At 69.5% G+C, this 18,274-nt stretch carries 16 protein-coding genes and 1 pseudogene; 8 read left to right on the top strand and 9 right to left on the bottom strand.

What is annotated here, in order from left to right; translation table 11 throughout:
* Nucleotides 1-3: 3 nt before the first annotated feature.
* The gene (locus SALPAC4_RS0105740; protein WP_019869494.1) at nucleotides 4-414 is read right to left on the bottom strand and encodes a VOC family protein; all 411 of its coding nucleotides are present in this window, start codon (nucleotides 412-414) and stop codon (nucleotides 4-6) included.
* Nucleotides 415-458: 44 nt separating this feature from the next.
* Nucleotides 459-646: pseudogene (locus SALPAC4_RS29090) on the bottom strand (TIGR03620 family F420-dependent LLM class oxidoreductase); the annotation flags it as partial.
* 62 nt (nucleotides 647-708) lie between these two features.
* Between SALPAC4_RS29090 and SALPAC4_RS0105735 the strand changes: the two are divergent.
* Complete coding sequence (locus SALPAC4_RS0105735) at nucleotides 709-1,233, top strand: TetR/AcrR family transcriptional regulator (RefSeq protein ID WP_019869493.1); 525 nt, start codon at nucleotides 709-711, stop codon at nucleotides 1,231-1,233.
* A gap of 134 nt (nucleotides 1,234-1,367) precedes the next feature.
* The gene (locus tag SALPAC4_RS0105730; protein WP_019869492.1) at nucleotides 1,368-2,210 is read left to right on the top strand and encodes a LolA-like protein; all 843 of its coding nucleotides are present in this window, start codon (nucleotides 1,368-1,370) and stop codon (nucleotides 2,208-2,210) included.
* A gap of 64 nt (nucleotides 2,211-2,274) precedes the next feature.
* On the opposite strand, the gene SALPAC4_RS0105725 is transcribed toward SALPAC4_RS0105730, so the two are convergent.
* Nucleotides 2,275-2,484: a hypothetical protein gene (locus SALPAC4_RS0105725; RefSeq protein WP_050565015.1), complete on the bottom strand. Its 210-nt coding sequence runs from the start codon at nucleotides 2,482-2,484 to the stop codon at nucleotides 2,275-2,277.
* A 453-nt stretch (nucleotides 2,485-2,937) separates the two neighbouring features.
* Here SALPAC4_RS0105725 and SALPAC4_RS0105715 point away from each other — a divergent pair, with 453 nt between their 5' ends.
* The gene (locus SALPAC4_RS0105715) at nucleotides 2,938-4,395 is read left to right on the top strand and encodes an RCC1 domain-containing protein (protein ID WP_050564968.1); all 1,458 of its coding nucleotides are present in this window, start codon (nucleotides 2,938-2,940) and stop codon (nucleotides 4,393-4,395) included.
* 101 nt (nucleotides 4,396-4,496) lie between these two features.
* Here SALPAC4_RS0105715 and SALPAC4_RS0105710 read toward each other — a convergent pair whose 3' ends face one another.
* Nucleotides 4,497-4,871 carry a VOC family protein gene (locus tag SALPAC4_RS0105710; protein ID WP_019869489.1) on the bottom strand — a complete coding sequence of 125 codons (375 nt, stop codon included), beginning with the start codon at nucleotides 4,869-4,871 and terminating at the stop codon, nucleotides 4,497-4,499.
* Nucleotides 4,872-5,089: 218 nt separating this feature from the next.
* On the opposite strand from SALPAC4_RS0105710, the gene SALPAC4_RS0105705 reads away from it, so the two are divergent.
* Both SALPAC4_RS0105705 and SALPAC4_RS0105700 read left to right on the top strand, forming a co-directional pair.
* The gene (locus SALPAC4_RS0105705) at nucleotides 5,090-6,403 is read left to right on the top strand and encodes a M48 family metalloprotease (protein WP_027644380.1); all 1,314 of its coding nucleotides are present in this window, start codon (nucleotides 5,090-5,092) and stop codon (nucleotides 6,401-6,403) included.
* A 25-nt stretch (nucleotides 6,404-6,428) separates the two neighbouring features.
* On the top strand, nucleotides 6,429-7,688 hold the full coding sequence (locus SALPAC4_RS0105700; RefSeq protein WP_027644381.1) for a zinc ribbon domain-containing protein: 1,260 nt from the start codon (nucleotides 6,429-6,431) through the stop codon (nucleotides 7,686-7,688).
* A gap of 64 nt (nucleotides 7,689-7,752) precedes the next feature.
* On the opposite strand, the gene SALPAC4_RS0105695 is transcribed toward SALPAC4_RS0105700, so the two are convergent.
* Together SALPAC4_RS0105695 and SALPAC4_RS0105690 are read right to left on the bottom strand one after the other, a co-directional pair.
* On the bottom strand, nucleotides 7,753-9,312 hold the full coding sequence (locus tag SALPAC4_RS0105695) for a hypothetical protein (protein WP_019869486.1): 1,560 nt from the start codon (nucleotides 9,310-9,312) through the stop codon (nucleotides 7,753-7,755).
* Nucleotides 9,313-9,830: 518 nt separating this feature from the next.
* Complete coding sequence (locus SALPAC4_RS0105690; RefSeq protein WP_019869485.1) at nucleotides 9,831-11,510, bottom strand: DNA repair helicase XPB; 1,680 nt, start codon at nucleotides 11,508-11,510, stop codon at nucleotides 9,831-9,833.
* A 423-nt stretch (nucleotides 11,511-11,933) separates the two neighbouring features.
* On the opposite strand from SALPAC4_RS0105690, the gene SALPAC4_RS0105685 reads away from it, so the two are divergent.
* Nucleotides 11,934-12,170, top strand: a complete 237-nt coding sequence (locus SALPAC4_RS0105685; RefSeq protein WP_018729089.1) for a hypothetical protein — start codon at nucleotides 11,934-11,936, stop codon at nucleotides 12,168-12,170.
* 85 nt (nucleotides 12,171-12,255) lie between these two features.
* On the opposite strand, the gene SALPAC4_RS0105680 is transcribed toward SALPAC4_RS0105685, so the two are convergent.
* Nucleotides 12,256-14,718 (bottom strand): helicase-associated domain-containing protein, encoded by a 2,463-nt coding sequence (locus SALPAC4_RS0105680; protein ID WP_019869484.1) that lies wholly within the window; start codon nucleotides 14,716-14,718, stop codon nucleotides 12,256-12,258.
* Between the two features lie 207 nt (nucleotides 14,719-14,925).
* Between SALPAC4_RS0105680 and SALPAC4_RS0105675 the strand changes: the two genes are divergently transcribed.
* Entirely contained in the window at nucleotides 14,926-15,312 is a 387-nt protein-coding gene (locus SALPAC4_RS0105675) for a cold-shock protein (RefSeq protein WP_012184346.1), read from the top strand.
* On the opposite strand, the gene SALPAC4_RS0105670 is transcribed toward SALPAC4_RS0105675, so the two are convergent.
* Complete coding sequence (locus SALPAC4_RS0105670; RefSeq protein WP_019869483.1) at nucleotides 15,273-16,154, bottom strand: 1,4-dihydroxy-6-naphthoate synthase; 882 nt, start codon at nucleotides 16,152-16,154, stop codon at nucleotides 15,273-15,275. The genes SALPAC4_RS0105675 and SALPAC4_RS0105670 overlap by 40 nt on opposite strands.
* 67 nt (nucleotides 16,155-16,221) lie before the next feature.
* Here SALPAC4_RS0105670 and SALPAC4_RS0105665 point away from each other — a divergent pair, with 67 nt between their 5' ends.
* Nucleotides 16,222-17,475 (top strand): MFS transporter, encoded by a 1,254-nt coding sequence (locus tag SALPAC4_RS0105665; RefSeq protein ID WP_019869482.1) that lies wholly within the window; start codon nucleotides 16,222-16,224, stop codon nucleotides 17,473-17,475.
* A 52-nt stretch (nucleotides 17,476-17,527) separates the two neighbouring features.
* Here the strand turns inward: SALPAC4_RS0105665 and SALPAC4_RS0105660 are convergent, their stop codons facing one another.
* Entirely contained in the window at nucleotides 17,528-17,992 is a 465-nt protein-coding gene (locus tag SALPAC4_RS0105660; RefSeq protein WP_019869481.1) for a hypothetical protein, read from the bottom strand.
* Nucleotides 17,993-18,274 lie beyond the last annotated feature (282 nt).

Raw genomic sequence — 18,274 nt, 5'->3', positions numbered from 1 at the left:
CGGTCAATCCGGGCCGATGACGCAGAACTCGTTGCCCGCCGGATCGGTCAGGACACGGGTCGTCCACTCGCCGGCGTCGGTCACGCTGACCTGGCTGGCGCCGGCGGCCACCATCTGTCGCGTCAGCGGTCGTGCGTGGTCGACGAAGAGGTCGAGGTGGGTCCGCACCTTGCCGGTCCGGGGCTCGGGAACCCGTTGGAACGTCAGGTGTGGTGGCCCCGCCACGCTTTCTGGGCACTCGACCGTGACGTAGGCGCTCCCTTCGGAGTGTGGGCGCCGCTGGTAGCCGAGAAACCGTTCCCAGAAGGCCGCTGCTGAGTCCGGATCAGGGCAGTCGATGGTGACTCCAATTCGGTGGGGGAAGGCGAGGACTGTGCTGTCCGCATCCGTCGTCGTCGGTGGTTCGGCGTTCATGTAGCTTTCGATCCTTTCCGCCATCTCGGTCCCGATGGAGTCGGGAGTCCCGGCACGAACCGTCCCGCGAAGGCGTCGTCCAGCGCGCGGTGGGCCGCAGTCATCGCGATCGGGTCTCGGATGGCGAGGTTGGCGACGCCCGCTCCGACTCGACCGAGCCCCGGTGCCTGTTGTTCGTGTCGGTGCCCCTTGGTGGATATCGCCCGGGATAATCTGGAGAGGTTCTCCGCATAGGGGTAACGTAACATCCGGAGAGATTCTCCGCTTGTTGATTGGTCCCGGAGGGAGTGAAGGATGCGGGTCGACGCACAGCGCAACCGGGACCGGCTGGTGGCGGCGGCCACCGCCGTCATCGCCGAGCAGGGCCCCGCCGCCTCCCTCAACGAGATCGCGCAACAGGCCGGCGTCGGAGCCGGCACCCTGTACCGACATTTCCCGACCCGGGAGTCACTTCTGCTCGAGGTCTTCACGTCCCGGATCGAGACCTTGTGCGTGCGCGCCCGGGAGCTGGCCCAGATCCGGCCGCCGGGCGACGCGTTGGCGGCATGGTTGGAGGCGTTCCTCCAGCACTGCCTGACGGATCGGGGCCTGGCCGAAACAGTCATGAAGGCGCCGTCGGGCTCCGACCCGGACTGCGCCACGAAGCTGCGTACGGCGGGGGGGCGCCTGGTCGCGCGAGCCCGGGAGGCTGGCACCGTGCGTGCGGACGTTGAGGTCGAGGACATCCTGCAACTGGCGATCGGTATCGCTCTGGCTGCGGATAGCCCTGCCCGGGCGGAGCGGCTCCTCTCTGTCGCCCTTGTCGGCCTGCGCACCTGATTTCCCACCAGGGGCGCTTCCTCAGCGATGGTCGGTTTGCCTGCCTGGCATGCCCGAAAGGGCGATGCGGAGTTCCGTCGACTGGGATAGCGTGACCTGTCGACAATTTCATCCTCTCGGGGGAGTGGCTTCACGTGTCACGTTGGAAGAACATCGCCGTCCTGGCGGCTGCGACCGCCTCGGCGGTCGCGGTGACCGGCTGCGGGCCCAGCACGGCCTCGCAGGAAGCGGCACAGCAGTCGAGCGTGCTGGAGCTGCTCGCCAACGACCTCCAGGGTTCCCTCCAGGAGGCGGCGGACCGGACCGGCGAGGTCGAGACCGTACGGGCGACGATGGTGGGCTCGGGCCCCGAGGACTTCGAGATGCAGATCGCGATGGATCTGCGTGACTCCGTGAGTGTCGAGATGGTCATGGAGATGGAGGGAGAAGTCACCACCGTCCGCATGATCGATTCCGTGGCGTACGTGGAGATTCCCGAGGCAGAACACGAACTCGCCGACGGTAAGCGCTGGATGAAGATGGACTTCTCTGCCGCCGCGGAGATGGGCATCGACGAACAGATGCGGGACGCCGACCCGGTCCAGCAGGTCAAGACCTTGCTGGGGCTTGAGGGAGTCACCGTTGTCGGCGAGGAGACAGTGGACGGGGTGCCCACGGTCCACTACAGCGTCACCGTTACCACGGAGGAGCACCTCGCCCTGCTGAAGGAGCAGACCGAGCTCGATTCCGGCGACCTGGGGAACGTCGCGGGCCAGGCAGCCAAGTACGGCGTCACTGAGATCAAGACCGAGCTGTGGATCGACGAGCAGTACTGGCCGCGCCGGGCCCGCGTGACCATGGGCGAGATGGGCGTGATGACGATCGACTACACCGACTACAACGAGCCGGTGACCATCGAGACGCCGCCGGCCGCCGAGACCACCGACTTCGCCGAGCTCCTCGGTGACCTTGGAGAGGAACTCGGCACCACCACCTGATCTGAACGCGGTCCTATTGATCGTCACACGCTGCCCGGCCGGGCTTACCGGCCGGGCAGCGTCGTTACCGGGGCGGGCGTGGCCGGCAGCGGGAGGTGTGGTCCACCGCGAGTACGCACCGGCCACGTCCCTCCGGCAGCAGCCGGTCGTAGAAGACCCAGTGGCGCACATCCTGCTGGTCCTCGGCGGAGACGGTTACCCCGCCCGGTTCGACCCGGGTGCTGAACCGAATCAGCACCCGGGCGGCGGTCCGGGCCAGGATTCGGGCTCGCATCAGGTCGGCAGCGGTGACCGGGAGGTGGATCACCCAGCGGCGGGCATCGGTTGTGGTGGCGAGCCGACTGGGCGCCCTGCCACTCCCGCAGGGCGTTCTTGATTCGCACATTCTCCTCCCGCACCGCGACCAGAGCGGTCTGCGCGGTGGTCAACTCGTTGGCGACCCGGTGCAGGAAGTCGCGGATCTCCACCGGGTCGAGCCCTCGGCTGTGGCTGGCTGAGGTGTCGCCCGTGTGATCCGCCGGCCGCCCTGCTACCTGCGGACGACGGGCTCCCCATAGCTGGCACTGGGTTGGGCGCCGAAGTATCGAGTGCCTCGATCAACTCCTTAAGGGGGCGCCAGCCGGCAACCTTGGATTACTGGCCTTTGGGGCGTTTCATGCTAAGAAGAGCTGGGGGAGCGGGGTAAAAAGGGCATCTGTCCTAGTTGTCTGCTCGGAGGTCAGGGGCGATGCAGGGGATCCGTCAGCGGGCAAGTCGTAGCGTTCGAGCGCGCGAGGTGGCCCGAGCCGGCACCGGATGGTTCTGCCTCGTCCTGGCTGTGACACTTCCACTGGCGGTCGGTGTGTCGCCTGCGATCGCGCAGCACGGACTAGCAGCAACACCTGACGCGTCGGACACCATCCTCGCCTGGGGCGATAACAACGACGGCGAGTTGGGCGACGGAACCACCACGGACAGCAGTACGCCGGTCGAGGTCAGTCTGCCGGCGGGCACCACCATCACCGCCATCGCCGCCGGCCACGACCACAGTCTGGCGGTCACCTCTGCCGGCACCGCCCTCGCCTGGGGCGACAACCGCTTTGGCCAGCTTGGTGATGAGACCACCACGGACAGCATCACGCCCGTCGACGTCAGTCTGCCGGTGGGCACCACGGTCACCGCCATCGCCGCCGGTGACGACCACAGCTTCGCGGTGACGTCCGCCGGCACCGCCCTTGCCTGGGGCGACAATGACCGGGGTGAGTTGGGCGACGGGACTACCACCCGCAGCAGCACACCGGTCCCCATCAGCCTGCCGGCGGGCACCACGGTCACCGCCATCGCCGGTGGCATCGCTCATGGCCTGGCGTTGACGTCTGCCGGCGCCGTCCTCGCCTGGGGCCTGAACTCCGATGGCCAGTTGGGGGACGGGACGACCACGGACAGTAGTACGCCGGTCGAGGTCAGTCTGCCGGCGGGCACCACCGTCACCGCCATTGCCGCCGGCAGTCTCCACAGCCTGGCCGTCACCTCCGCCGGCACCGTCCTTACCTGGGGCCTGAACGCCGATGGCCAGTTGGGGGACGGGACGACCACGGACAGTAGTACGCCGGTCGAGGTCAGTCTGCCGGCGGGCACCACCGTCACCGCCGTCGGCGGCGGACGAGGCCATAGTCTGGCGGTGACGTCTGCCGGCACCGCCCTTGCCTGGGGCGACAACGTCCGGGGCCAGTTGGGGGACGGGACGACCACGGACAGTAGTACGCCGGTCGAGGTCAGTCTGCCGGCGGGCACCACCGTCACCACCATCACCGCCATCGCCGCCGGCAGGTTCCACAGCCTGGCCGTCACCTCCGCCGGCACCGCCCTTGGCTGGGGCGATAACAACGACGGCGAGTTGGGGGACGGGACGACCACGGACAGTAGTACGCCGGTCGAGGTCAGTCTGCCGGCGGGCACCACCGTCACCGCCACCACCGCCGGTGCCTCCCACAGCATGGCCCTAGTCGCACCACCACCGGCCTCCACCCCACCACCACCGGCCTCCACCCCACCACCACCGGACGCCACCACCCCGCCACCGGACCTGCCCACCACCGGCGCCAGCCTGCCCATCAGCCTTGCCGCCGCCGCCCTGTTGGTCCTCACCGGTGCCACCCTCATCCGCCTCGCCCACCAACATCGACCGACCCGCCGTCTCCGCTGAGGCAATCCGAAGCGCCGGGCGCGGCGTCTTCGTCGCCGAGCCACCAAATCGCTGACGGGGTGCCGCCCCTAGTTGGGCAGCACCCCGCCCTGCTGCGGTTGCTACGCCTCGGTCCAGACGGCCAGCTCGTTGCCGCTCGGGTCGGTGAAGTGGAACCGACGCCCGCCCGGGAAGTCGTATGGACCGTTTACCACGGTGCCGCCGGCCCCGGTCACTGCCTGGACCGACTCCTCCAGTGCGGTGGAGAAGAGTACGACCAGTGGGCCGCCCGCCTGCACCTGGGTGTCCCGCCGAAGTCCACCCACCTCGGGTGCGGACTCGCCGTGCGGGCTGCGGATGCCGGCGTATTCTGGCCCGTAGTCGGTGAACTGCCAGCCGAAGGCCTCGCCGTAAAACCGTTTCGCCTCCGCGAGGTCGGTGACGGCGAACTCGACATAGTCGATGGCGTGCTGACGGTGTGTCACAGAGTCGGTCATGCACCAGATCGTGCCCGCCGGGTACGACCAAAGTGCCGCTACGAAAGAGCGGTCCTCGAAAGGGGTCGGTCGCATAGCGGGTGAAGTAGTGCAGGGTGGTGAAAAGGGACACCGATTCGATTACGCTCCTCGCCATTTCCGGACGGGCGGGGCATCGCCCGTCCGCCGTCCGTGCAAGAATCCGTTCGGATTCAGGACGAGGATCATGGGAGTCGACGGTGCAGTGCGCGAACTGCGGCAATCACATTGATTCGGTAAAGGGTGAGTGCGAGTGCGGCACTCCGTTGCCGCAGCCAATCGGAGCGGAGGTGCCTGGCCAGCGACCGGCGCAGCCGATCTCTGTCCCGCCGCACGATGTCCAGCCGGCCCGGGGGCAACGGCTCTTCGCCCGTCCTCCTGGCTATCCGACTTTCGTCTCCTGGCTGGTGACCGGCGCGTTTCGGAACCGCCGTGGTGCCCTCGGCGCGTTCATCGCCGCCTGGTTCAACCTGCCGCTCGCCGTCTTCGCCGGCGGTTTGGGGATCGTCTACGGCGGGATAGCTGGCTACCTCGGTGGGTTCACCAGTGGCAATGAATTCGGCCCCGATTTCCTCGCCGAGGTTCCCCTGCTCGGTTCGCTACTCAGCGGTGCCGTGCTTCAGGTGGGCGGCGTGCTCGGCCTTCTGGTCGGCGTGCTGCTCGGCTGCCTGGCCGGGTTCTTCGGCGGCTTGTTCGTACCGTGGTCTCTGGTCACCACCGAGCCAGGCTACGCCGTCGGCTACTTCGTCGCCCAGACCATCGTCGCGATTCTCCTCAGCCTGCTCTACACCAGCTATGGAATCGTTGCCGAGGGATGGCGGTTCCGGGCTGCCGGCTACCGCGAACCAAGCCGCCGAGAACGGGAACTACTCCAGCCGATCCTCGCGGACTGCGCGATGCGGCTGCAGCTTGACGCGCACCCGAAGCTTCTCATTGACGACAGCCACGATCCGCACGCGGTCAGCGGGACTCGACACGTGGTGATCAGCCGCGGATTGCTCGACGAGTTTGACTACGCGCCCGAGCCGATCGCTGCGGTGCTGTGTCACGAGCTGACGCACTGGCGCAACGCCGACCCGGTGTCCGGCCTCTTCGTGCGCGGGCTCGGCCTGCCGCTCTATCTCGCCTACGCGTTGGTCACGTGGCTGCGGCAAAGCTTCCGGCACCCGATCTTCTCCCTCGTCCTGGCGCTCAGCACCTGGCCGTTGTTGCTGACCGTCCGGTACTTCGTCCTGCCGATGCAGGCAGCGGGGACCCGCGCCGCCGAATACCTCGCCGACCAGGGCGCGATCTGGGCGGGGCACCATGTCGGGCTGCGGCAGGTGTTGAGCCGGCGCCGGGGAGGTTTCGACGGAGCCCGCAACGGGTGGGAACTCGCTGTCTGTGCCAGCCATCCCCCGAACGAGCTGCGTTTGGAGCGCGCCGAGGCGCCTGGCATCGACTATCCGCTGCCCGACCGGGACTCGCCGGCACGTCCGCTTCCGGTGGTCGTTTCCAGCTCACTCCTCCCGTGACTGAGCCGATCGCGGAGAGGCAGCGATGACGACGATTCAAGCCTGTGCGAAGTGCCGGACCGTGCTCCTTCCGGGCCAGCAGGGGTGCGTGCGATGTGGCCTTCCGGCTGCTGAACAGACGCAGGAGTGCTCCACCTGCCACCATTCCACCGCGGTGGACGCGCGCTACTGCCCCGCTTGCGGACAGCGGCTGGGGCAGCGGTCGCCGGTGCCCGCCGTTGACCCGGCTACGGCACCGGAACCCGGCACCGACCCGGCAGCCCCGCTGCCGTCGCCTACCGCGTTCGCCAAGGTTCGTAACCCTAATCGCTGGGTGTACCGGCTCACCGGCCTCGGTCTGGCAGTGCTGTTGACCGGTATTACCGGGCTCTACGTGGTCCAAAGCGTCTTCTACACCCCCGAGCGCGTGGTCGAGGAGTACTTCTCCGCCCTCTCCGAGCGGGACTTCGCCGCCGCGCGTTCCCTCCTGGAGGAACCGTCGAGGGAAGACCCGAACGATCCTGGGGAGCTGCCGTTGATCCCCCTGAACGCGTCGTACCAGCCGCCGTCGGCGGCGGAGGTCACCTCGATCCAGGAGCTGAACGAGATCGAGCTGGCGGGCGCTCCGGCCGGGGCCGACCGTGCCGACTGGCGGTCGGCCAGTGTTTCGTACCGGGTTGGTGACCGTACCTATCGGGAAATGCTGTATCTACACCGGCAGGAACGGAAGGAGCTGGGTGTTCTCCATGGCTGGCAGATCTATGGCGGAGTCAATGAGCTGACCGTGCCGGTCTGGCACGACGATGCGCGGGTGCTCATCAACGGGCAGGCGGTGCCGGCCCGCGACAGGTACGCGAGGGCCCGCGTCTTCCCCGGCGTCCATGAGGTGCGACTGGCTGATGACCTGCTCTTCGAGGCGGAGCCGGTGGCCATGGAGGTTGGCCTGCTGGAGCCGCGCGAGGCACGACTGCGGCCGACCGTCAGTGAGTCAGCGCGCAGCGAGGTCGAAAGTCAGGTGAAGGCGTACCTTGACGAGTGCGCTGCGAGCACCGACCCGTCACCGGAAGGTTGCCCCTTTTCGTGGGTTGTGTTTGGGCCCTCGCAGACCGTCCAGTGGACGATCGAGACGTATCCGGAGCTCGAATTCGAGATGCGTGGCAGTGAGCTCGCTGTTGCCGGCTGGTCGGGACGCATCAACGTGACGTATAGCCGTTTCGACGGGTCGAAGGACGATTTCGGCACCTCCTTCCACGTCACCGGTCGGGCCGCAGTGGTTGACGGCAAGGTAACGTTCCGCAGCGACTGACAGCAGCAGCCACTCCAGTGGCATGTCGGCGGCCCGGCCGGCAGTATCGGGTGCGGACCACGAATCAGCCGGGTTCCTTGTCGGCGATGCGGATGAGGCCGCCGACGGCACCGATGTACGCGGCACCGTCGGGTCCGATGGAGATGGGGGCGTAGTGGTTGTTGACGAGCGGTCCGGCCCCGGCCAGCCTGCTCCATACCCGTTCACCGGACCGTACGTCGATCGCGGTGAGGTACCACGCGTCCGGATGCCTAAGTAGCTGGCCGCCGGGGCGGAACGCCAGTTCGTCGGCAGCGGGGTGGGTGTAGGTGTACAGCAGCCCATTGGCCAGCGAGACCTTGCTGACCACACTCGGGATCCGCTCGACCGTGTTGGACCAGTCGACGGAACAGTTTCGGCCGGGGTAGTCGACGTGTATCCGGGTCAGACCCGGCACCGTGTCGGGCTGCCTGGCCCCGGTCAGCCCTTTGAGTAGCGCCCGTCCATCGAACTGGTATCCGTAGTTGTTCTCGACGATGATGTCACCGCCGACGGCGACGAGGCTGTTCTCGGTGGCGCTGGTGCCGGCGGGAAAGACCGGCTGGGCGCAGATTTCGGTCGGCCCGTTCTTGCCGCGGGCGAACACGAGTACTCGCATGGTCGGATCGGCGTTGTCGGTGATGGCCACGTAGCCCCCATCCGGGCCAGACGCCGGGCCGATCAGGGTGGGGGTGGTACCGCTGCTGTGGCTGAACTGGCCGGGCTTCAGTCGGCTCCCTCGGTCGTAGGGGGCGCGCCAGGTGACTTCGGGCCGGCCGCTTGGGGTCGCGTCGAACCGATAGAGCGCGTGGTCGCTGACGACAAACACTCCGCCGGATTCGTCCACGGCGATGCTGTTGGCGATCTGCTCGCCGTCGAGTTGGTGCGTTTTGATGCGGCCATTGGTCATGTCAAGGGTGCCGACGGTTCCGTCCTTGGCGGCGAACCAGAGCAGTCCCGACCAGTCCGGCAGGGCCGACACGATGCCGCTGGTGCCGATGGCGGGGGTGAGGTCGTAGCGGCGTTGGGGTGCGAGGTGGTCGCCCTGGACGGCGACGACCAGGATCTCGCCGGTGTTGGTGGGGATGATCGCCTGGTCGTGGTTGTCGAGATAGAAGTACGCCCCGCCGACGGCGTCGGTGGGGCTGGCGCTGGCGGCGCCAGGCAGGCTCAGGGCGGCGATCGCGTCGAGGGTGTCCGGATCCAGGAGGAGTAGCCGAGGTGCCTGGCCCGGGGTGATGCAGACCGTGACGATCCGGCCCTTGGAGTCGAAGGTGACCGAAGCGCATACTCCGCCCTGCAACCGGCTGCTTACCGTCAGATCGCGCCCGGAAGGGCCGGGAATCTGGTACGCGTCGGTCTGGTATGCGTCGCCATGCATGTTGCTGGTGCCGTTGGCGGCCATGAAGGGATGTTGCGGCACCTCTCCGTTGTCGATCGGGTGGGCTGTGGCCGGCTGACCCGTGAACGGCTGTAGCCCGACGCCGCGGGGATCGATGGGGATGGGCAGGCGGCGCCCAGCCGCGCTGTCGACTGCGGTCGTACTGGGTAGAGTCAGGCCGACTACCGTCATGACGGAGACCAGGGCGAGGCTTCGCTTGCGCATATTCATGGTCCTGACTGTCGACGGATATCGATAGCGGGTGAAGTGTAGAGGTGTGTCGGTTGCGTCGGCAATGGGTGGTAGAGCCGTGGCGGGGGCGATTGCCTGGTTCGTCAACCAGTAGCTTGATCGTGGATGGGCGGTAGCCAGAGCCGCCCTGCACCAACCAGAGCCGCCCTGTATCAAGAGGACAGATTGCGGACCTTCTGGTTGATCTATGCCTTGATGCTCGACATCCAGGGTTGACGAGGGAGTAAGTTCTCCGCCGGTTTCGCTCCGACATGGGCCAGGCGGGCGGAATGACGGCTGACTACAAGAGCCCTGAATGGCCAGGACGCTTCCGCCAAGGGTCTTCCGACAAGGAACTCGAGGGATTCCTGAAGGAGCGGGAAGGGCTGCTGGTGGCAATGATCCGGAAGGCTCTACCTGATCGTCGTGATCCGCCCGGCCGGGCGGGGTCGTTGCGACCCTGCTTGGGTGCCACGGGTGGTCGAACTCGGAGTTACCCCCCGCCCGGGCGGTCAGTCGACCGAGGGTAGCGACGGGCCGAGGACATCGTCGGCGTCCACGATCGTGTACGCGTACCCCTGCTCGGCGAGGAAGCGTTGCCGGTGCGCGGCGTACTCGGTGTCGATCGTGTCCCGGGACACCACGGTGTAGAAGTGCGCCTGCCGGCCGTCGGCCTTGGGCCGGAGCACCCGGCCGAGCCGCTGCGCCTCCTCCTGCCGGGAGCCGAACGTGCCTGACACCTGGACCGCAACCGCGGCCTCCGGCAGATCGATCGAGAAGTTACCCACCTTCGAGATCACCAGGGTTCGCAGCTCACCGGAGCGGAACGCGTCGAAGAGCCGCTCCCGCTCCCGGTTCGTGGTTGACCCTTGGACGATCGGTGCGTCCAGATACTCCCCCAGCTGGTGTAGCTGGTCGATGTACCCGCCGATCACCAGGGTCTGCTCGCCCGGGTGTCGGTCGAGCAGTGCCTTCACCACCGGCAGTTTGGTCCGGGTGGTCGCCGCCATCCGGTAGCGCTCCTCGGCCTCCGCCGTCGCGTACGCCATCCGCTCGGCCTCGGTGAGCGTCACCCGTACCTCGGTGCACCGGGCTGGGGCGATCCAGCCCTGCTGTTCGATGTCCTTCCACGGCGCGTCGTACCGCTTCGGACCGATCAGGCTGAACACGTCCCCCTCCCGACCGTCCTCGCGAACCAGGGTGGCGGTCAGCCCTAGCCGGCGACGGGCCTGCAGGTCGGCGGTGAACCGGAAGATCGGTGCGGGCAGCAGGTGGACCTCGTCGTAGACGACCAGACCCCAGTCCCGCGCCCCGAACAGGTCCAGGTGGGTGAAGGCGCCGCCGCGCCGGGACGTCAACACCTGGTACGTCGCGATGGTGACCGGACGGATCTCCTTGCGCTCGCCCGAGTACTCGCCGATCTCCGCCTCGGTCAGCGACGTGCGGGCCACCAACTCCCGCTTCCACTGCCGTCCCGCCACGGTGTTCGTCACCAGGATCAGCGTGGTCGCCTTCGCCTCGGCCATCGCCGCCGCCCCGACCAGGGTCTTCCCCGCGCCGCAGGGCAGCACCACCACGCCCGACCCGCCGGCCCAGAACGCCTCCACCGCCTCCCGCTGGTAGGAGCGCAACGTCCACGGCTTCCCGCCGTCCGCGCCGGCCTCGGCCAGCTCGATCGGGTGGGCCTCCCCGTTGACGTACCCGGCCAGGTCCTCGGCCGGCCAGCCGAGCTTGAGTAGCGCCTGCTTGAGCCGCCCGCGTTCGGACGGATGCACCGCGATGGTGTCGTCGTCGAGCTTCACGCCGAGCATCCCGGCGAGCTTCTTGCTCTTGGCGACCTCGACCAGTACCACCCGGTCCACGGCCCGCAGCACCAGGCCGTGCGCCGGGTCGTTGATCAGTTGCAGCCGGCCGTACCGGTCCATCGTCTCGGCCACGTCAACCAGCAGGGCGTGCGGCACCGGATAGCGGCTGTACGTGATCAGCGCGTTGACCACGCCCTCGGCGTCGTGACCGGCGGCCCGGGCATTCCACAACCCCAGCGGGGTCAGCCGGTAAGTGTGCACGTGCTCCGGTGAGCGCTCCAACTCGGCGAACGGTGCGATCGCCAACCGGCATGCCTGCGCATCGGGGTGTTCGATCTCCAACAGCAGGGTCTTGTCCGACTGCACGATCAGGGGTCCACCACTCACGTGAGCGCCTCTCTTGATCTTCGGATGCCGGCTGTCGAACCGGGCAGTGGTGCCGCGAGACGACCAACCAGTGTTGCACGCTCCGCACCGGATGCAGGAATTTGCGCGCGCCATGCAACCTGGCGGGGCACTGGTACGTCTTGCAGGGTGACGACTAACACGGGCGAGTTTCATGTTTCTGCTTCCGGGTCGCCTACCGGACCTTGCCCGCACGGTCGTCACGCTGGTCGGCGCCGGTGCGTACGCGTTCGATCCGTGGCCGAGGGCGGCGGGGGCGGAGGGCCCGCGTCGGTCGGGGCGGCGGAGTCGCCAACGGGGGCGGGCGCAACGCCCGGGCCGGACCGGCCGGTCGAGGTGCTGGCCCACGGCCGTTGTGGGTGTCACCCTGGACCTTCGAGCTGTGCCGATGGCGGGGAGGACGGAATGACCCTCGACCAGGACGTGATGGCCGAGACGCCGCGGAGACCTGCTCCGCCCGTCTCCGCCGGCATGATGGTCGCCTACGTGGCCGGCGGGGTGCTCCTGTTCGGTTGGTTCCTGTTTGGTCTGCTGGTGCAGCAGCAGGGTCTCGTGGACTCGGTCGGCGAGACCGCCGGTACGGCGTTTGGTCTGCTGCTGGTGGTGGCCGTGGTCGGCACGTTCCGCCGCGACCGGCGCTGATCCGCCGCGACCCTCCCACCCGCGACCGGGGCTGTGTAGTTCCGGCGGTCAGTCCGCCAGCGCCACTGCCGCGTAGTCCCGGCGGTCAGTCCGCCAGCACCGCGGCCGCCACCCGGTGCAGGGCGAAGGTGTGCAGCATTTCGGTCCGCTCGTCTTCTGCCCGGAGGTAACCCGCCCCGATCGAGACCGGCCGGACCAGCCGGGAGGCGGTCGCCCCGTGCGCGTCGACATACCCCACCCAGACCAGCGCCTTGTCCCGAACCGCTTGCTGGAGTACGGCCAGCGCATCGGTGTGGCGGTGCGCGGCTCCGGCGCCTTCCTGGCCGCGGAGCAACGCCGGTGCCCGCTGTGCGGCTCGGGTGGCGGCGTCGCCCCGCCGGATCTGCTCGACCATGCCGAGGAGCCGGGGCATCGGGAGCCTCGGGGCGGCGAGCGGGTCAACGATCCGGGCGGTGCCCGGCGAGCGCGCCGGTGCCCGGCGGGTCCTGGGTCGGGTGAGCACCGCCGCGCCGGTGGCGTCCTCGGGCACCGGCGCGTAGCCGGCCTCGCGCAGCGTGGCGAGCAGGCGGTTGACCGGTCCCGGAGTGACGAGCACGGTCGGCGCGAGTCGGCGGAGGGCCAGCACCTCCAGCCGACGGTCGGCGAGTACCTCGCCGAGCAGCGCCTCATCGTCGCTGCGTAGGTACGCCCCGGTGGCGCCGACCCGCAGCCCGCCGTGCCGGCGGGCGACATCGTCAACCAGGTAGGTGAGCCCCTGCGGCACTGGGGTCCGCGAGCGTCGAGCGAACAACCCGTGTAGGTCGTCCGCCGAGTAGCCGGCGTCCAGCGCCCGCCGGACGCTTGCCGGGTTCACCCGGTGCACGCTGGCTCCGCCGGCCGACTCGTGCTCGGCCACCACGTCCAGCTCGGCGGCGAGCGTCGGGTCAGCCGGTCCGGGTACGACGACGGTCAGATCGGCCTGCACCAGGAAGTGATCAACCGGGGCGGGTAGCAGCCCGTCCAGCGCCCGTACCGCCGTTGACGGTTCGCCGTCGGCCTGTAGGCCCAGCGGGTCGTCAGCGCCCCGCTGCTCGCCGGCGGTGGTGTCGGCGAGCAGCAGCCGCCCGTACGAGGTGAGCGCCCCCAGCCCGGTCACGCCCAGCGTGGCCGCCTCGGTCAGCACCTCCCGGTGCGCCGCCTCCCGTCCCCGACTGCGCCGGGGCGCTCGCCAGTCCAGCAGCTCCAACACCTCGTCCGGGGTGGGCGCCGTCGCCGGCTCCAGGTCGGCGAGGACACCGAGCGCCGCCTGCCGGGCGATCGGCGCCCCAGCACGTTCCGCCTCGGGGGAGAGCACCGTGATCGGGCGGTCCCGGTCGTCGCGTTGGCCGACCAGCCCGGGTTGCCGGGTCATCGTCAGCCAGGCCCGGGCCAGCTGTTCCCACCGTTGCGCCAGCGAACCGGCTCGCCAGGCCTCGTAGCCGGCGCTCGGCAGCACCTGTTGTTCGGCGCCGGAACGGGGCGCGGCAACCCCGGGGGCCTCCAGCTCCCCGGTCAGCCCGGCGGCGTGCGCCGCCTCCAGCAGCAGTGCGGCGGTCGGTTCGTCCAGGCCGAGGGCGCGGGCCAGCCGGCGCAGGTCGCGGACGCCCAGGCCGCCGGAGCGAAGCACCGAGGCCGGCTCTGCGGCAAGCTGTTCCAGCAGCGCCTCGGCCTGGCGGACCACCTCCATGGTCTGACCCGCCCCGGCCGAGTCGACCGCCTTTGGTTCCCGGGGTGGGGCCGCGACCAGCGGCGGGTCGGTGGGCATGGGGCCGAGCGAGCCGGTGTCCCGGCGGAGCAGGAGCCCCACCTCCCGGGGCAGCTCGACAGTCCCAGGCCGGCCGCCTCCACCGGTGGTGACCGAAACCAGGAGCCGGTGGTCAACCAGCCAGCGCACCGGTGACCCGGTCGGTGCGCCACCGTTCGTGGGGTCCGGTGGTAGGGAATCCTCGGCGCCCAGGGGTGGGGCCTGCAATGCCCCCGGTGGCACGCTGCCGACCGGCGGGCCGGCGGCGAGCCGATCCAGGATGGCCCGCGCCGACGGCGGCGCCGAGAGCAGGGTGCGCCGCAGCTTCGCCGGGTCCGCGCAGAGGGCGGCCGCCCGCGAGTCCAGCTCCGCTGCCGGCCGGCCCAGACCGGCGGGGTACGGGGAGATTTCGTCGATGCCGCCGATCACGTGGATGCGTTCGTCGGGCCCGTACAGCAGCAGGCGGGATCGGAGCAGTCGCACCGCTTCGCGGACGGCGGCCGGGTCGGGCGGGCGGGCGTTGGCGGCGGCCATGGCGAGGATCACGTCGAGGCTGGTCGTGCCGGCCGCCGCGTCGCGGGTGAGCCGGGCGGCGTCGAGGACCTGAAGCGTGAACCGGTCCAGGCTGTCCAGCACGCGGGCCACCGATACCCGGGACTGGGCTCGGAGGGCGAGCGCGGCGAGGTCGGTGGGGACCGGTACGACGAGGTCCGGCCGCTGCTGGAGCAGGGCCGCGAGCGCCTGGTCGGGAAGCGCACGCAGGTGGTCGGCGAGTGAGTTGGTCATCGTCTTTCCACGCTAGCCCGACGGGTGCCCGCTCCGCCCCTCGGTCGGCCAGTCGCCCCCACCGCATCGGTGACCGCCGGACCGTGGCAGCTGTGGCCGGGGTGGCGCCGGTGCGCGATGATCTCACTGGATTCCCAGCGGCGCCCGACGCCGCGGTCCGGCTAGCCTTAGAGCAGTAGACGTCGTGAGTGAAGCAGAGGTTTTCAAGTGCCGACGGGTCGAGTGAAGTGGTACGACGCGACCAAGGGATACGGGTTCGTCACCAGCGACGAGGGCGGCGACGTGTTCCTGCCCAAGGCTGCGCTTCCGGCGGGTGTCACCGACCTCAAGGGTGGGCAGCGGGTCGATTTCAGTGTGGTCGACAGCCGTCGTGGTGCCCAGGCGATGGGGGTCAAGCTGTTGGAGGCTCCACCGTCGGTGGCGGAGCTACGTCGTCGCCCGGCGGAGGAGCTACATGGCCTCGTCGAAGACATGATCAAGGTGCTGGAGGCGAAGGTGCAGCCGAACCTACGCCGAGGCCGGTTCCCCGACCGGAAGACCGCGCAGAAGATCGCTCAGCTGGTCCACGCGGTCGCCCGCGAGTTGGAGGTCTGAGGCACCAGGCCGGCGTCGGCAGCCCGGCCCAGCAGCGCGTTGACGGCGGCGTACCCGGCTTCACCCAGGTCGGCGGTGAACTCGTTCACATAGAGGTCAATGTGCTGCTTGACCACGTCGGGCTCCATCTCCTGCGCGTGCCTCAGCACGTACTCGCGGCTGGCCGCCGGGTCTGCCCAGGCGCGGTGGACCGACTCCCGAATCCATCCGGTGGCGGCCTCGGGGTCCACGCTGCCGCGGCGGGCGAGAATAGCGCCGAGTGGGATCGGGAGGCCGGTGTCGGCCTCCCACCACTCGCCCAGGTCGACTAGGGCGGTCAGCCCGTGCCGGTGGTAGGTGAATCGGGCTTCGTGGATCACCAGGCCGGCGTCGTACCGACCGGCGGCGACTCCCGGCATGATCTCGTGGAACGGCACCACCTCGATCCGGGCGGGTGGCCGGCCGGCTGACCAGAGCCGGAAGAGCAGGTAGGCCGTGGTCCGGTCACCGGGTACGGCGACCGTGGCCCCGGAGAGGTCGGCCCGATCCGGGGCCCCGGTCACCCGGCTGCCCGAAGCCCCGGGTGACGCAGCAGGGTCGGGTCGGGTCAGCACCAGGGGCCCGCATCCCCGGCCAAGTGCTCCACCGCAGGGCAGGAGATGGTAGTCGTCGAGCAGCCACGGTAGCGCCGCGTAGCTCACCTTCACCAGGTCGAACGCACCCCGCTCGGCGGCCGTGTTGGTCACGTCCACGTCGGCGTAGGTCACCGTGACCGCGGGGGCGCCGGGGACTTGCCCGTGCGCCAGCGCGTGAAAGACGAACGTGTCGTTGGGGCAGGGCGAGATCGCCAGCGAGAGCGTCACGCACCTACGGTAGCCCCGCGGTACGGCCGTTCCTGGCCGGCCTTGTGGCAGCGGCCAAGATCCGGCATTGTCCGGTGGTCCAGATCCGCGTCTCGGTCGCCGGAGGTACCAACTGCCCACCTCGTACCTGCTCTGGCTCGTCGGGATCCTCGCCTCGCTGCTGGGCAACTCGCTGTTCTACTTCGCCCTCGGCTGGCAGGCGAGTGCGCATGGCGGTGCCATCACCGGTCTGGTGCTCACCGCCATCACGCTGCCGCGGGTGCTGCTGCTCCTGATCGGTGGGGCGGTCGGGGATCGGGTGAGCGCACGCCGAGTGCTCATCATCGGGGATGCGGCGATGCTCGTCTTCTCGGTCGCCCTGGCGGCAGCGGCCTACCACCTTGGCGCGCCGCCCTGGCTGCTACTCACCGCCGGGGTGGCCGTGGGGGTCGCCGACGCCTTCTATCTGCCAGCGTCCGGTTCGATGCCGCGACGGCTGGTCAACGCGGACCAACTGCCGCGGGCCCTGGCGCTACGTCAGGCCGGCGGTCAGCTGGTGGCCGTGGGCGGCGGTCCGCTCGGTGGGATTCTCGTCGGGTTGGCCGGGCTGGCGGGGGCCGCCCTGGTCAACGCGGTGACCTTCGCCGCGGTACTGATGCTGCTGATCGCCATCCGGCCGCGGTACGGCGGCCCGCCACCGCCCGCGGGCAGCGGGGTTGTCCGTGACGCCTTCGACAGCCTCCGCGTTGGCTTTCGTGATCCGCTCCTGCGTCCCGGGTTGACGATGACCGGGGCCGCGGCGGCGTTCCTACTCCCGGTGCTGTCGTTGCTGGTCCCGCTGCTCGCGCGGGCGGAAGACTGGGACGCCGCGGCTGCCGGTCTCATTCTCGGGGCGCAGAGCATCGGCATGCTGGTTGTCACCCTGGCTGTCGCGCGCCGAGGACCGCTCGGCCGGCCCGGTCTCCTCTCCGCCTGGGGTCTGTTGACAGCGAGCGTTGGCGTCCTCGGACTGGCCCTCTCACCCACCGCCGCTGTCGCCATCGGCACGGCGGTGGTCCTGGGACTCGGGAGTGGTCTCTTCGCCGCGCACATCGGGCCCCTGATCCTGGGGACGACCCCGAAGACGCACCTGTCCCGGATTCAGGCCTTGCTGACCCTGGTACAGAGCCTGGCTTCGCTGGTCATGCTCAACGTGCTCGGCACTGTCGTCGAACACCGTGGTGCGGTGGTGGCGGTCGTGATCTGCGCGGTGGCCACCGGCGGCGTCGGGCTGCTGGCGCTCCTGTCCGCGCCGCTGCGCACCACTCGGGTCGGGCTCCCGACAGTCCCGGTCAACCGATGAACGTTTGGGCGTTGCCCGATCCGCGCACCCGTTGGCGCTGCCCCGGCCACGTTTACGGAGCCCCCGCCTCCGGCGTGGCCTCGTGCCCCGGCAACCCGTGGGTACGGCGCCGCTGCTTCATCTCCGCCTCGTAGATGTGCCGCCGCCCACCGGCCAGGCGCTCCCGTGCGTCCCGCTCGATCTCCTGGAACGTGGCGTAGTAGCCGTCGTCGAACTCCTCCACGACCTGGAACGTCCATCTCCCGGGTAGCACGTTGCGGCCCAGCAGCTCGTGCTCGACCCGGTCGGCCACGTCGTCGTGCCCGGCACCGCGGAGCAGCCGTACCACCCGGTCGAGGGTGAGATCTGCTCCCCCGATGAGCTGGTGTGCCGAATACAGGTGACCGCGTGCCCGGTGGACTGTCTCCAACGCCTCGCTCAACCCGCCCAGTGCTTCGACGGTGGCGTCATCGACCCCTGCCGGCCGGGAGTGTTCCGCGTCCACTGACCGCTCCTGATCTGGCATGGCGGCTGACATACCCCGGAATCGCCGGACCGCACCCCGAGGGAGGTGCGCCGGGACAGCGCAGGTGAGGTGTGGATTGGGTTTGTCCCGCGCTGTCCTGATGAGTCCGTTCAGCCGGGCCTCCCGCTTGGCTGCGGTAGTGGTTCCGGCGACTTTGCCCGGCGATTCACGTGTGGCACCATCGTGGCACCGGTAACCGCCTCCGGTCCCCTCGACAGGAGTTCACCTATGTCTCAATCGACGTGCCGCTGGCGTGGTGCCGCCCTCGTGTTTGCGGTGGTGGCTGTGTTCGCG

Source organism: Salinispora oceanensis (genome assembly GCF_000383575.1).
Taxonomy (GTDB): Bacteria; Actinomycetota; Actinomycetes; order Mycobacteriales; family Micromonosporaceae; genus Micromonospora; species Micromonospora oceanensis.
This window is presented reverse-complemented; position numbering and strand designations above follow the sequence as displayed.